Origin of the sequence: Mesorhizobium sp. AA22 (assembly GCF_001672375.2) — a bacterium.
Classification (GTDB): domain Bacteria; phylum Pseudomonadota; class Alphaproteobacteria; order Rhizobiales; family Rhizobiaceae; genus Mesorhizobium; species Mesorhizobium wenxiniae.
On record NZ_CP048406.1, the window covers coordinates 5,988,658 to 6,003,231 of the forward strand.

The window sequence follows — 14,574 nt, forward strand, 5'->3', positions numbered from 1 at the left end:
TAGTCTTTTTCTTATATCGATGCCGCGCGAGCCTCCTGGAAAAGGTAGAAGGAATCATTGATAACAAATCCGTCGAGACCTGCGGCTCGGGCATAGGTCAGCAAGTCGCTTGCACGGTTTATGAAGCCGGTGCCACTGAAGTTAAGCGACGTGTTGCAGAGAACGCCGACCCCGCTTTTTCCCTTGAACGAGGTAAGCAGCTGAAACAGGGAGGGGTTTTGATCCAATGAAATTGTCTGGGCCCGCGCTGTGCCGTCAACATGCGTAACGGCCTCTAGCCGGCTATCGATAACCTTCTGAAAAAGAAGCATGTAGGGCGACGGGCGTGCCAAGTCGAAGTGGAGCGCCACGTCCTGCTCCAGGCAAACCGGTGCGATCGGGCGGAAAGCCTCCCGGTTCTTGATTCGGTTTAAACGCTCATGAGTTGCTTTTGAAAAAGGCGCCGCGAGAATTGACCGATTGCCGAGCGCCCGCGGCCCGATCTCGCAATTCCCCTGCACCCAGCCGATCACCTTGTCATCGAGCAATGCCGAGGCCACTTGTTCGTAGTCGAGTGGATAAATCACGAGTCCGGTGTGGTCAATGTCGTCCAACACGAACGGCTGCCCTGAATACACGTCCCATTTGATCTTTGCATTGCCGGTGAAATACCGCATGGCGTCCACAGCGGTCCCGATCGCCGAGCCCGTATCGTTTGTGCATGGCGGAATGAAAACATCTGAAAAAAGCTCTGTTTCAAGCCAACGGCGATTCCACTCGCAGTTCAATCCACATCCGCCGGAAATCAGCAGCGGGTACCCCTTTGTCAGATTCGTCTTCGCGAAAGTGTGGAACGACTCGAAAATGGCGTCCGAAACTTGCCTAGCAAGGTTAGTGAACTTCTGATCGGTTACGCCAATGTTGTAGTAGGGCGAATTCAGCAGAGTCTCCTTGGACAGCGGGTACAGATCGCTTGGAAGCAAGTAGTCAATCAGTGCCTGCTCTTCCCGGTCAGGCGGTCCGGGCTGACCGTAGGCGCAAAGCGCCATTACCTTGCCGGCGTCCTCGAAGCGCAAGTGTCCTTTGGGAAAGGTGAAGTTCGGATCGGCCAACGCATAGAGAAGAGCATACTTGCTGCCCGGAGCCGTTATTACTCTCCCCAAATGAGCTACCTTCAGTCGCTCATCGATCTCATAGAAATCGCCGATGTCCCCTTCCCAAATCAGGGCATAGCAGGGCATTCCCAGGGGGAACGGCGACATGCCGTAGGATCCCCAGAGATGGGAGCGTTCGTGCGTTGAGGAATAGAAATGCACCTTCCTGCCGAAGATAGATGTCTCGCCGACAATCTCCGATCCGTTGCCAAGGCCATAGTAGCCTGCCGCAACCGGCCTGTGGCTCGGGATTTCGGTGATCGACCAGCCACTCACGGCAATCACATCCGGAATGGCGTGCAAGCGGCCAGCGGCGTCGAGGACCGCTGATGGAGTGATGGTCGAATATCTGGGAAAGCTATCCTTCTCAGCCTCGTATGAATAGATGAGCTCGGCTGCTGACGCATCCAGTCCTGCAATTGTGCCGTCATGGCCCGGCTTAAACGACATTATTCTCATGTTGGATGAGCTCCTACAGAATGAAGACTACCAGAGATATTGCGGAAAAACTTTGACCAAGCCAGGCGCTTTCGCCTCTTGCGGCACCAACTCCTCAAGCCATGCTAGCAAATTGATCGCCAGAAGATCACCGTATATAAAAGGCGCTTCTTCCTTGCAACAACTCTATAGCATGCATGTAGCAAGTTCGGTCTGATCTTGAAAGCCGGCGATGGTCAAGTTTTGTGATTGTCGGCGAAATCCTTGTAAAGATATATGACATTAATATTTCCATTCAAAGGAACGTTGCGTCATCTGCCTCTGGCGAGCGCGTTTCACTCTGTTGGTGGTCTGGGGCCGCCGCGATCGTGGTAGTCAAAAGATCGGGCGCGTGGCGGCGGCAGGAACGGCCTCATTAACAATTTGCTGCGCGACAAGACATGCCCGAGCATTGCACCACTTCAGTCTGCGCTGGTCGAGAAGCTCGTGGAGGTGACGCTCGCCGGCGGGCATCGCGGGCGTAAGGTGGTGAATATCTGACACAACCATACTTCGCGTGTCGCTTCGCCAGGTCATTACCCAATGAGCGCGAGGAGAGCGCTGTCGCCCTCGTCGCGGTCGCCGTTGCATACCTTGCCAAGGCAAACTGCCACCATGGCTCCGCCGCTATAATGGCATAGACGACGTGGCAGTATCGGCTCAAAACCAGTCGGCATCGAGTGCGGCGGGTCCCCGTCAGTGACTTGAACTGGCCGAGGACAACCTTTTGAGATGGATGATTCCCGCACCGCCGAGCGGAAACGGTGCCTGACCCACCTGCAATGCATGGTTCCCCAGCCGATCGCTTTCGAACCCGGCTTGCCATTAATCAGTCCTAACTCTTGACGATCGCATTGCAGAGGGCACATTCAAGTATCGTCTTGCGCAACCGGCGGCGACGCGCATCAGCACTTCCGGAGCATAAGCGTCAGCGGCCGCTGCGAGATCATTCACGGTGAAACTCTCACCCAGCAATTCGACCGAGACGGTCGGAAGACAAACTGCCTCAGGAACGTCCGTTATATCAATCGCGGTGGAGTCCATCGAGGTTCTTCCGACCAGAGGAGCCGAATATCCAGCAAACCGGACGGATATTTTGTTTCCGCAGGCCCATGGAAGGCCATGCTTGTAACCGATGCCCAAGATCGCTATGCGGCTGTCTCGAACAGTACGAAATGTCGCGCCATAACCGATCGCCTCACCCTTGGGCACATTGCGCACATCGAGTATATTTGCCTGAAGTTTTACGACGGGCAGAAGAGGGTTCGGTTGAATGCCGGCGTTGTTGAGACCAAAAAGCGCTGAACCCACCCGGACGATATCGAAATGAAAATTCTTTCCGAGCCAAACACCGGCGGATGCGGCTAGACTGCAACGGGCAGGTTTAAGCAGATTGGAGATCGCCCGAAAGCGATTACTCTGCAACACATTCATTGCGTCGGCAACTTGATCGCTACAAGCGAGGTGACTGAGGACGACTGAGGGGGGGTGCCGCTTAAAAGTGCCGGAAAGATAATTTCTGCGTACGTCGTCAAAAGTAAGCCCGAAGCGAGAGAAGCCGGTTTCCACATTGAGAAAATATGTTTGCGCCTCGCCCGCAGCGCTAATGGCATCCAGTTCACTGGAGTTATTCACTACAGGTGTAATCCGGCTGGATCTATAGTATTTCCTCAAGGTCGTAAATTGATCGCAGAGAACCGCAACCGTCGCGCCTATCTTGGAACTTCTTATGGCCATTGCTTCGTGGAGATCTCCAACGAAAAATAGATCGCATCCGGCGGCGGCCAACGTCCTTGTGACCTCAATAATACCAAGCCCGTAGGCGTCATTTTTAACGACTGCGGCCACCTTTACATGTGGTCCGACCATCGTGGACACAGTCTGGAAATTAGTCTGGACTGCCGCCAGATTGACTTCTAGCACAGCATCGGCGCGCTGCGGGATGGAAGACATCTTTTACCTCATTTTGCAGGTTATTGGAGAAGCATCGCATTTCTCGGAATGGACACAAATCGCCGGATTGCGGGCAAGCTCAGGCTATTACACGCTAGTTCCACTCATGATTCGATATCGCGCGACACTTTCTGCTTTTAATTTAACCGCGGAATAGACAGTTTCCGATGACGGTCTTTATCATCCGAGTTTTCAACTTTGCCTAACGTTATTGGTTGGCATCAGGGGTGGAACAGAGGCGAGCAACGATGTTTTCCGAGGCCCGCTTGGCCATTAAAAATTCACCTTCCACCGTGCGGTTGGCGACTTGGGAGTGGATCGTCGTTGCGAGTAATCCCTCTAGCTGGGATCGCGTGCTAGCGGGCAAGTCATGCAACGGCCGCCACCTCGTCCACGACTGAGCTCTGCGCCCTCGACCGCTATCACTTCAACGCCCGCGCGACTTAGCAATGAATTCGTATTGACGTTGCGGTCGTAGGTAACGACAACGCCTGGCTCGATCGCAATTACGTTATTTGCGTCAGCCCATTGCTCTCGCTCCGCCTCATAGTGATCGCCGCCGGTAGGCACTATGCGGAGGGCCTTAAGTCCTAGAGCCTCGGCCACCACAGACAAAAAGGGTTCATCCTCTTCAGTGACATCGACCATATCCTCAGAATTGCCCGGGCGGAGAGTGAACGTTCGCAGCCCCTCCACCACGGGCGGGTAAATCGTCACTAGGTCTCGGTCGCAGAAGGTGAAGATGGTGTCGAGATGCATGAAGCTACGATGCCGGGGCATCAGAGCCGCAATCACGCGAGTGATTTTGTCGATCTTAAACAAGGCGCGCGCCAATGCCTCGACGGCCTGCGGCGTGGTCCTCTCACCCATACCGATTAGAACAACACCGTCGCCAATTGGCATCACATCCCCCCCCTCAAGACTGAGCACATCGTTTGTTCGATCAGGCAACAGGCGTGTGAAGCTAGCGTCGCGAAATCGAGGATGGAAGCGATAGACCGCCTCAACGTTCTCTGCCTCAGGCCGTCTAGCGCGCCAATACAGGGGATTGATTGAGACGCCGCCATAGATCCAGCATGAACTGTCACGCATAAAAAGCTGGTTCGGTAAAGGAGGTAGAACGAAATCCTCGGGCTTTAGTGTTCGGCCAGTTAGTCCGCGCGGCTCAAACTCAAGATCCTCACGCGCGATCCCGCCAATGAGCAAGGCCGCGAGTTGACTTGGCTGCATCTCGTCAAGCCAGCTCCGCAACTCATTGGCGAAATCCAGGCCGACGACTGAAGGACAGACGCGTCGATTTAGGAGCCAGCCGCGGGCGTCGGGCAACACCATAGTTTCCGACAGCAGTTCGCCCAAAGAACGAACGACGACACCGCGCTCACGAAATTTTTCCACGAAGGCATCGTGCTCCTCTTGCGCACGCTCGACCCAAATCACATCCTCGAAGAGGAAGCCCTTGCAGTTCTTCGGTGTAAGGCGGCGGAGGCTAAGGTCTGGTCGATGAACAAGGACCTCGCGTAGCCGGCCAACTTCTGAATGAACCCCTAAGGTCGTCATATGGCCGTCCCCACTGCCAGTTGAAGGTCATACACCGCCACAAGGTTGGGATTACTGTTGCTTTCTACGGTCGCCAGCGAATAGCTTTCAAATGAAATCGTTTGCGTGGACATAGGCGGCTCCGTTGACGCGAATGAGTAATTCTCCGCCAGCAACAAGTATGCCAACCAAAGACGACTTGTGATCAAGAGGTTGACTGTCGCGTCCGACAGGTAGGCTCACAGGTTTGTCCGGCTCCCTACAAAGGGTAAGACCGTATGTCCGCTTCTGCCGGTGAGCTGGCTCGCCTTACACTGCGCGTCCGAGGGTTGCTTCTCGATTCGGCGTGTTGAAGTCAAGCGCTTCTCGAGCTTTCCGCTTCGCCGGCATCTGAGGTTTTCGCGGGGGCCTTGCTTCTCTGCGGGATCGGCGCTCGGCCGTCGCCTTGATGGGGATCAGAAGAATGAGGTGGAACAATCTCGGAAGCGTCCTAATCGTTGTGATGTGACCGGTACTGCAACCCTCGCGAACTCACCTCATTCATCGTCCCGCGAAGGCCCACCGACTGGTGGAAACCTTATGGGGTGATCCTTGTCACGCTCGCTCTGCGATCATGTTTCATCTCCCTGTTCTACCGTCCCCGACCTGGTTTCGGCTGGGCCGGCGCGCAGTGGTCGGTCAAGGGTGGCCGATGGTCAGCGCGCCGCTACTTACCCTTGACGGGCCACCGGGCGCGCCGGCAGGCTGCAATGGTCGGGGCGCACGATCAGGGCTTTCGGCATGATGTCTTGTCGCCTCCAACGAAACTCGTGCCGTCGCGCCAAATGCGATGCGTGATCACCGCCAGCCGGCGAGCCAACCCGACAATGGCCTTCTGTCGGCCGCGCTGCCTGGCAACATTCATCGCCCACGCCCTCAGCCACGACCATTTTCGTCACGCGCGTCGCCAGTGTCTGTGTGACTTCGTAAAAGCAGCGTTCGAATCATACCGTCGCCGCAGCGGGATATCCGGCCGATGCGGCGGGCGCGTAGCTGCGGGAGGGATCGCACCTCGATCTTATAGGCGGGTTTAAGGCCGACATGCGCGAAAGCGATACGGCTGCGATCACTGGGGCGCGGGTGTTCGTCGACGGGCGCGCGGGGGCGGTTCTGGCGGGCGATCTGGCGCAACCGATCGCCGAGGGCGCATTCTTCGCACAAGACATCGTAGCGGATCTGACGGAGCTTGCGCAGGGCCACCCGGGCCGCCTAAACGAGATCGGCCGGACCGTTTCAAATCCACCGGCCTTTCGCAAGAAGACCTAGCCGCCCGCGATGAAGGTCACTCGACGTTGATGAGACCCTCGATGATGCATTGCTGGGTGCCACACCTTCAGGTCATCTCCGGATAAAGGCCCAGCAGATCGTCAATCAGGTCAGCAAATTTTTGTTCCGGAGGAGTCAGCGAGCTCAAGTTGGAGGAGATGAGGTAGACATCCGCGCCGAGCGGCTCATCGAACAGCCGCAACGGCCACAGTCGCCCCTGGGCCACGTCGTCGTGGGCGGTGAGAACGGGCAAAAGGCCGATGCCCAGACCCGACATCAGCATGCGGCGCACCTCGTTGAGCTCGCGGCTCCATCCGCTAACCCGACGTCCAAGACCAAGGCCCTCTCGCAGAAAGATCATCGGCTCGAATCCGCTCCCATCATTGGTGCAATCGAAGGCAATGAAGGGCTCTTGTTGAAGCCTGCGGACATTTACCTCCTGAACTCCGAATAGAGGGTGTTCGGCGCCACAAAATATGCCAAAATCCTCGCGGAATAAGTGGCGGCATCGCAGCGTCGGCATTTTTTTTGTCAAAAGACAGATGCCGATGCCAGCCTTGTCCATTGAAATCTGTCGCACGATGTCGAGCGAGGTTTTGATGTCGATATGCCAAGTGATCGACGGATATCGCTGGTGGTATAGCCGGAGTGCTTCGTCTACGAGCGTGGACTGTAGCCGAGTAACCATGCTGAGTTTCAGCTCTCCGAATTCGTCATCGCTCCCGTCGAGAGAGAGGATGCCGATTCGGTCAACGCACCGGGACATCTCGGAACATTCCTGATAAATCTGTTCGCCACGTAATGTCAGCGCAAAATGGCGAGGGTCGCGGAAGACGAGCTTGCAGTCGAGTTGATCTTCGAGTTTTTGCAACTCAAGGCTCACGGATGGCAGGCTCATGTGAAGACGTTTTGCGGCGCCCGTGATGCTCCTCTCTTCAGCGATGATGCAAAAACTGCGCAAGAGGTTCCAGCTCAGGTTTTGGCCGCCCAGATTGCCCAAGAGGGCGCCTGGTTTGTCTCCTGGGCATTCACACCCAACCCGCCATTGAGACAATTTCAAGATGTCCAACATGGCCGGGGGATGCCAATTCCGAAGCAGCGCATGTGGGCGACATGGAGGATTCGATTTATCAAGCTTGAGTAACTGTGTCCGGCAGTAATTGCGGCTGTAGCAAAAGTAGAGTGAATGCTGAGCCCCGGCCAGTTAATCTCCAGGACGAACGGCCGGCCGGAGCGATCGATCCGGAGGTCGAGGCGGGCATAGTCCCGGCACTGACAGGCACGGAAGGACGCAACCGAAATATCCTGCAGCAAAGTCGCAAGGCTGCTCGCGATTTGTGCCGGCCAAATCATCGGCCGCTTCGCGGCCGCGAGGTTCTTCTTCTTTTCCCGAGTAAAAAGGCCAGTTTCGCCGAGGTCGATCTCCACCGGGGGAAATACCTCGAGCTCTTCGTTTCCAAGCAGAGCAACGCAGATTTCACGACCCTCGATGTATTCTTCCACAAGCGCATCCTGCGCATACTGCGCGACAATCGCTTCCACAGCCTGACTCAACTGAGCGGGCTCGTGCACGAGCTGTAATCCGCAGCTATCGTCTTCGTGGCGCGGCTTCACTACCACTGGGAAGCGTAGGTCGTCGGTACTCTCGGTGCCGCGACGCATGACCCGAAAGTTTGGCGTCGGCACGCCGCAATCGCGTAAGAGCCTCTTGCTGATGACCTTATCGACCGCCAGCCCATGCCCGAGTGGGCTCGATCCGGTGTAGGGAACGCCCGCCATCTCGAGCATGGCCGGAACGTGGGTGTAAGGGCACTCGCCCTGAATTCCTCCCGCCATGTTGAAAACCATTCCCGAGGGGCGGGCCTGCGGATCGGGGGGCATGAACCGCTCGAGCGTAGCGAGCAGTCCTTTATCGCCTTCGCACAGCAGCGTCTCGTGGCCCCCCTCTTGCAGTGCCGCCACCACGTCATCGAATTTCTCGCAGCCAAGTCCCTCTGGACGGGGCTGACCGAACCGATTGATCACGCCCGTATGATCGTGGTTCCAAACGACGGCTACCCGCATGAGGCTACTCCTTTGATGTTTCGCTGCGTCAGTTCATCGGCTCGGATTTGGTTGTAGACTCCGCGCCTTCACAGTCACATGCAATTTGCGTGCCACCGAAGAGGTTTGTGAAAACAAAGAGGAAGCCTGATTTTCGTGCCGGGTTGGTAATACTCGCAGCTCAGTGTGTCGTGACTCAGACAAAGACGTCTTCAATCGGATACGGCTGAACATGATAGGAAGCGGCCGGCTGAGGCGACTTCTTGGACGACATGCGAACCTGGATGACGCCAAGTGCCATAACGTTCGGGGCCACTACAAGAATCTCAGCATCGATCGCGGATCAATTGGCGGTCGAAGTTATGATCCGAGCCGTGATGCGGCAGGACGTGCTGGCGATATCGTGCCCTACTGGGTCTACCCTGGCGACGCTTAGATCGAGCGCTTGGTCCTGATCCGTCCGTTTAGTCGGAGGTAGAGCGCTACGAGAATCTGAAAAAGTCTCTGGCCACCTATCGATTGGCCTTTAGCCAGCCCCGGCAAGATGACTTGATCGAGCTATTTTCGACGTTCGGATCTGACGTGGTGGAGCTAGCTGACTTACATATCTCGCTCAGACCATCGAAAATTGGCTCTTTTGCCTGTTGATGCGGCGTCGGACTGTTGGCGGGATCGCGCAATCGACAGCTTAAGCGCGCTCGTTTAACGAACCCAGGTCGCCTGGCGCAAGGCGAACAAAGGCGATATTGGGCTGACGCAGCTCGCCGATTAAATCGCGCGTCACCTCCTTGCCGAAAAAGGAAGACAGCTCACCCCGGGTGATCGGTTGGAAATAGGCAATGCACATCAAAACCAGCGCCTCCGCCTGCGACAGTTCTTTTGCCTCCTTTGCCCCCTCGCCCGCTGCCGTGCCGAAGGCTGCGTGAATGGCGTCGCCAAAAGCCTTTCTGGTCCGGTGCTGCCAGCCGCCGGCGACCGCGACCAGCTCATAGGGGCGCGGCCGGCGAGCTCGGCGCGAATGTCGTCGATGATCAGCTCGATATTGCAGTTTCTTCCCACCACCCGCGCGAGGACACTACGTGTCACCGGTTCGCTGGCGGCAAAGATCACCGCTTCGACGCGGCCCATCCATTCACGCCAGCGCAGTTCCGGCGGCAGGTGCTCGAGCTCGGTGTCGAGCAGCGCCGGCTGGTCGTTCGGCTTGCGGCGGGCGGACGCTTGGCTCATCCCTACAATCCAAACAGCCGAAAGGTGGTGCGGCCAGAGAGCTCGCGCACGGCATCCAGTTGCTGCAGCCGCTCGAACAGCCGGCGAGCCGCAAAGCGCGACAGGCTTTTGGTCGTCAGCGATCCGGAGACGGCGTCTTCGTCGAGCAGTCCTTGAATCACATCGCCCGCCCCCCCTTGCCCTGAGCTTCGGTGCGACGGCGATGAGCCGCTCCGCGCGCCGCGACAGCTCGGCGGCCAACCGGCAGGCCTCCGCCGCGGCTTTGACCAGCGCCAGGCAAACCGCGCGCTCAAAACTCTTGTCCGCAGGTCGGATGCGCTTGCCGCCGGCCTCATCGCGAAAAGCCGGAGCAAAGGCCTGAGCCATCAGGAGCGGCAGCGGCCGCGGCCAGCGCAGGCTTTGCGCCAGCACCAGGTCGGCGAGCCACCAGGCAAGAAGTTCGCAATCCGGTCGCGTCGCGACGACGCGAGCGGCGATCGCCGCAGCGGCGAACGGCGCCGGCCGCTGCGACCCTGCCAAAGTATCGATCTCCACGCAAAGCGCGGCGAGCGCAGCACCGTCCCAGTGCAGGCCCAGCTGGTCGACGATTTTTTCGAGCCGGTCGGAGTTGGCGACGGGCGGCTGCACGGAAAGCTGCCGCCAGGCGCCAAGGATGGCGCCGGCGGGACCGGGATCGGCGCCGACCGGGCGCAAGTGCCAGGCATCGCGCAATGCGGCTTCACCCTCGGCGCGACCGGCGAGCCGCATGCTGGCGGCGGCGCATTTCAGCGCCAGCCGCTGGCGCCAGACGCCGGCCCAGCTCGGTTGCCCGCGGGCAAGCGTGTCGAGGGCACCCAGGGCGGCGCCGGCGTGGAAGGCGGCGTCGCCGTCGCTCGGCGCGCCGGCGCTTGTGATCGCCCACACCGGAACGGAGGGCGGCGCAGAGGAGTTGGCGGTCCCGGGATCGAGGCGAATCATAGTTTTGGAGGGTAAAGCGCCCGTGCGCTTTATGCCATCAACTTCGCGCCAAAACGCACGGTCGAGCAGATGCCCAAAAATCACGCCGAGCGAACTTCCGGGCCGCCCCACAGCACGGGCGCCGGGGATAACATTTTGGCCGCGCAGCCGTCGGCCGAAACCGCCGCGCTTGATGCCGGCGATCTCCCTGACATCATCGACGTCGTCCTGGAGATGGGCAGGACGCCGGACGAACCGGCGGCCGAAGCGCCCTCTCCTCTCCCGGCCGTCGCCAATCCCCGCCTGCCGGCGCATCTCGACGCGCTTGCCGGCCGCGCCCGCGACTATGTCGAGGCGGGGAGCTCGGCCAACACCCGCCGCGCCTACGCCACCGACTGGAAGCATTTCGGGAGCTGGTGCCGCTGGGCCAGCTACGTTCGCAGGCTCAACAGAATCTCGCACGGGTCAGCGTCAAGCACTGCAGTTACGTCGAGAAACTCAATGACATCGAGACGTCGCTCTCCACCCTCGTACTTTGCCACGAAAGATTGCGGCCGACCAAGTTTTTCAGCTACCTGCGTCTGGGTCAGGTCTTTGGCCTTGCGCAGCGATATCAGCTGGTCCAGAAACCGCTTGTGGCGGGGAGAGCGAAGAGATTTGGGCATGTAGGCGAACCGGTCAGGTAAAGACCGGCTCAGCCACTAATCCCGGTTCCGGATTATCCCATTTTGGGATATTCTGTCTTGAATCCAGCGATCAACATGCGAGGTTCGCGGCAGACATGAATCGATCAACGGGAACAGATGGGACTCAAAGCTCAACACTGCGCGACGAAGTCCCCTGGTCAGACAGCATCACGAGCTACGACAGGCAGCATTCCACCATTTACCTGCGCATCCTCGACGCCTGCGCCGACAATGCCAGCGTAGCGGAAATGGCCGAACTCATTCTCGGCATAGACCCCGTCCTTGAACCGGTGCGCGCCCGCAAGGCTGTTCGTAGCCATATCGACCGGGCGAACTGGATGGTAACGACCGGCTACAAGGAATTGTTCGGCGGCTGACGCACGGCTGGACCTGTCACGTTTTCAGGCAAGAACTCACGATAGCCCCCATTCCCGAGCGCACGGCCGGAGAGACGCGCCGAATGCTGAGGTGATCGCCAGGATCCGAACAGTCGGCGTGGACCCGACTTCCCCGATCAGCACTTCAGCGATCTCGCGATGTGAAGGTCCGGCGAGCGATCCGTCGATGCCCCGAAGAACGACGTTCAATCGGGGTCCAGGTTTTTCGGCGGAAACAAGGGGCAGGCAGCGCAAGGGCATTGAGGCATTTGAGCGCCAACAGGCGACGCTTCAACGCCGCCGCGCACCGTGAAGCTAACTTGTCAGTGAACCGAAACCCGAACGGGCTAGGCGCCCTATTGCCTGCCGGGTGGTCGTCACCCCAAGCTTCCGGCGGGCATTGCCCAGATGAAAGGCGGCGGTGCGCCGCGTGATCCCCAGGATGCAGCCGATCTCCCAATCGGACTTGCCTTGTGCTGCCCACTGCAGGCACTCATATTCGCGCGGCGTCAGCAAGACACCATCGATCATTCGATCTGCGGACAGTTTGCGGCGAACGAACATATGAAAACAGGTCGCTATATATGGGAGACCTTCTTCGTGGCGTCCTGCGGCGCGGAAAAATACAGCGTCGGGCTTGTCAGCGGCAAACGTTATCGCTGCAAAATTTCCTCGGCGGTCAACAATCGGGATCGTCATGCCGCAGCAGATGCCAAACTGCGCCGCTTCTTCGAACACCTGAGCCCCTGCAGGCTCCTCGCCGCTCAGATCGGATCCCCAACGAAACGGGCATCCTCCACCGCGTGCACGCACAATGACGGGGTCGACACTCTGATATCGGTTCTCAAGATAACGGGCTGTCCAGGGCGCCGGATAATTCGAGATCAGCGTGGGTTTGCCATCAGACCTTGGCGGCAAGGAGAGGTAGGCAAAAGTGAGCAGATCGAGTCCAGAGGCGACGTCGGCCAGGGCGCCGCAGAGATCAGCCTCATCGACGCTTTCTGAAAGCCGTTCCAAGAATCTCTCGAAGACAGCTTGCATGTCTGCCCTTGTCAGCAGCTTTCCTTGGTTCTCCGGCAACGTATCATGTGAAGACGACGTAGATGTCGAAACCTAGAGGCGCCATCTGGATATGCAGATCATCTCTTTCTCAAACCTTCGGCGCGAACGCGCCGCAATCGCCCTCATTCTCAAAAGCGCTCTGAAGGGCTCGCAGGCGCCGTCCGGCGCGGCCTCGCCACCATTGAGGACTAAGCCCTGTTGCCGAGCCGTGACTGTGAGCTTAAGCTGCATTTTTAGTCTAGATCCCTCGACTGATGCTCAGGGGCGAGCGTCAGATGCGTGGCACTATATCAGCACTTCAACCGAGTGGAGCGGCATGATAGCCCAAATTTCGCCCGGGACCGTGTTAACTACTTAACCCCTCCGATGACTATGTTTGGCGCGCACAGGCAACCCGTTCGCATCTGCCAGCTGGGCTGATTCTTTGCCGGTCGCATTGTGAGCGCATGTGTGCGCCAGCCGATCATCAAGCCACTGGCCGGCTTAGGCATTCTAAATTTTACAAAATCTTTGCAATCGCAAATCGCTAACAATGGTACATGCTGAGCCAATGTTCCGTTGCGATGGCGCCGATGATGTGGGGAGATTCGGACTGTAGAGCGCCGGCCCTAATGCACCTGCCTAAGACCAGCAAGCGACAGGCGAAGGACCAATATCAGACATGGAGCGTGGAATGACCCGGTGGTGGCGGGCAGCATTGGGCCGCCGTCGATCGCCGAGCGCCTCAAATCGGAATCCAAGTAGACGTCTACGATAAATCAAGCCCGGGGTCGAGAAAGACGTTGGCCGAAAACGGGCACACCACGCTGCCCGCCCTGCGATGCGACATTCCTTCCTGCCGCTGTCACGCGACGACTGTTTTGGCCGGAATGCCGTCGGAAGGCTCGAGATCGCCCGCCAAGCCCAGGATTGCCGTGCGCTCCCCTTGAGCAAGGTTTCACATAAGGGGGGCTATTTCGCCTAGTCAGCTTCTTCGTCCGCGGGCCATCACAGGCCTATTGCGTTGCGAGGCCGCGTAGCAACTGTGGGATTTCGTATCCATCCCTAGCAGACACATCGGTCCGGGGCAGAACCAAGCGTTTTCAATACAGCCGTTGGAAACGCGCTCTGGCGGAGATGGGCGCCACACACGCGGTGTTAAAATGAAGATTGGCAACTCTCATGAGGCCTAGAGCAAAATTTCCAATCAAAAGACAAAGTTTACCTGAAATGCTGGCCGAGGCTTTGTGAGAGCGGATTCTTAGGGGAGAATTCCTGGGGGGCGACTCTCTTGTGCAAGAGACTATCGCAGAAGAGTATGAGTAAGTAAGCAGAATGCCAGTTCGCGAGGCACTCCGGCAATTGGAGGCGGAGGGATTGGTGGTGCTCAGAATACATAAGGGCGCCACTGTCATTTGAGTGGGACGTGAGAACCTTATCGAACTTCTAGAACTAAGGCTTCTTCTAGAATGCAACATTCTGTCGCACGCACTTCCAAATTTACGAAAAGCAGACGCGTCAGCTGCTGAGGAAGTCTTGAACGAACTGGAAAAGAGTGATCGCTCGCAGGACGTCTCAAAACGCGGGAAAATGAATTGGGAATTTCATAAGGGCTTATATCTTTGTGCAAATCGACCGGAAACGTTATCGGAAATTGAAGGAATAACACACGAACCGTTCGATTTATTCGAGAGCCATATGTTGCATTCGAAGGAATTCTCGCTGCCGAAAAGGAGCATCGCGAGCTTCTGCGACTATGTGCAGCGAGATCCGGCCGCAATAGATTATTTGAGCCGGCATATCCATCAAAACATAAAGTCGTTGTCTTAGCGTTGGTGTCCGACGTTACAGGCTAATCGA

At 57.7% G+C, this 14,574-nt stretch carries 9 protein-coding genes and 4 pseudogenes; 3 read left to right on the top strand and 10 right to left on the bottom strand.

Annotated features, from left to right (window positions below; translation table 11 throughout):
* Positions 1–11: 11 nt before the first annotated feature.
* From A9K68_RS28455 to A9K68_RS32025, 4 genes and pseudogenes are all read right to left on the bottom strand, one after another.
* Positions 12–1,592 (bottom strand): carbamoyltransferase C-terminal domain-containing protein, encoded by a 1,581-nt coding sequence (locus A9K68_RS28455; RefSeq protein WP_065009177.1) that lies wholly within the window; start codon positions 1,590–1,592, stop codon positions 12–14.
* Between the two features lie 843 nt (positions 1,593–2,435).
* Positions 2,436–3,563, bottom strand: a complete 1,128-nt coding sequence (alr, locus tag A9K68_RS28460; RefSeq protein ID WP_065009176.1) for an alanine racemase — start codon at positions 3,561–3,563, stop codon at positions 2,436–2,438.
* A gap of 339 nt (positions 3,564–3,902) precedes the next feature.
* Positions 3,903–5,120 (bottom strand): arginine deiminase, encoded by a 1,218-nt coding sequence (locus A9K68_RS28465; protein ID WP_065009175.1) that lies wholly within the window; start codon positions 5,118–5,120, stop codon positions 3,903–3,905.
* A gap of 689 nt (positions 5,121–5,809) precedes the next feature.
* Positions 5,810–6,119, bottom strand: a pseudogene (locus A9K68_RS32025) (hypothetical protein); the annotation flags it as partial.
* A 60-nt stretch (positions 6,120–6,179) separates the two neighbouring features.
* Between A9K68_RS32025 and A9K68_RS28470 the strand changes: the two are divergent.
* Complete coding sequence (locus A9K68_RS28470) at positions 6,180–6,404, top strand: hypothetical protein (RefSeq protein ID WP_065009174.1); 225 nt, start codon at positions 6,180–6,182, stop codon at positions 6,402–6,404.
* Between the two features lie 67 nt (positions 6,405–6,471).
* On the opposite strand, the gene A9K68_RS28475 is transcribed toward A9K68_RS28470, so the two are convergent.
* The 4 genes and pseudogenes from A9K68_RS28475 to A9K68_RS28490 all read right to left on the bottom strand — a co-directional run bounded on the left by A9K68_RS28475 (position 6,472) and on the right by A9K68_RS28490 (position 10,631).
* Positions 6,472–7,404 carry a LysR family transcriptional regulator gene (locus A9K68_RS28475; RefSeq protein ID WP_065009190.1) on the bottom strand — a complete coding sequence of 311 codons (933 nt, stop codon included), beginning with the start codon at positions 7,402–7,404 and terminating at the stop codon, positions 6,472–6,474.
* A gap of 56 nt (positions 7,405–7,460) precedes the next feature.
* Entirely contained in the window at positions 7,461–8,468 is a 1,008-nt protein-coding gene (locus A9K68_RS28480; RefSeq protein ID WP_065009173.1) for an ATP-grasp domain-containing protein, read from the bottom strand.
* A 733-nt stretch (positions 8,469–9,201) separates the two neighbouring features.
* Positions 9,202–9,674, bottom strand: a pseudogene (locus tag A9K68_RS28485) (SMC-Scp complex subunit ScpB); the annotation flags it as partial.
* A gap of 2 nt (positions 9,675–9,676) precedes the next feature.
* Positions 9,677–10,631: pseudogene (locus A9K68_RS28490) on the bottom strand (DUF1403 family protein).
* Positions 10,632–10,700: 69 nt separating this feature from the next.
* Here A9K68_RS28490 and A9K68_RS32030 point away from each other — a divergent pair.
* Positions 10,701–11,033 (top strand): annotated as a pseudogene (locus A9K68_RS32030) (integrase); the annotation flags it as partial.
* Between the two features lie 8 nt (positions 11,034–11,041).
* On the opposite strand, the gene A9K68_RS28495 reads toward A9K68_RS32030, so the two are convergent.
* Complete coding sequence (locus tag A9K68_RS28495; protein ID WP_082982464.1) at positions 11,042–11,275, bottom strand: helix-turn-helix transcriptional regulator; 234 nt, start codon at positions 11,273–11,275, stop codon at positions 11,042–11,044.
* Between the two features lie 116 nt (positions 11,276–11,391).
* On the opposite strand from A9K68_RS28495, the gene A9K68_RS28500 reads away from it, so the two are divergent.
* On the top strand, positions 11,392–11,673 hold the full coding sequence (locus A9K68_RS28500) for a DUF2285 domain-containing protein (RefSeq protein ID WP_065009171.1): 282 nt from the start codon (positions 11,392–11,394) through the stop codon (positions 11,671–11,673).
* Positions 11,674–11,988: 315 nt separating this feature from the next.
* Here A9K68_RS28500 and A9K68_RS28505 read toward each other — a convergent pair whose 3' ends face one another.
* Positions 11,989–12,714: a LuxR family transcriptional regulator gene (locus tag A9K68_RS28505; protein ID WP_065009189.1), complete on the bottom strand. Its 726-nt coding sequence runs from the start codon at positions 12,712–12,714 to the stop codon at positions 11,989–11,991.
* Between the last annotated feature and the right edge of the window lie 1,860 nt (positions 12,715–14,574).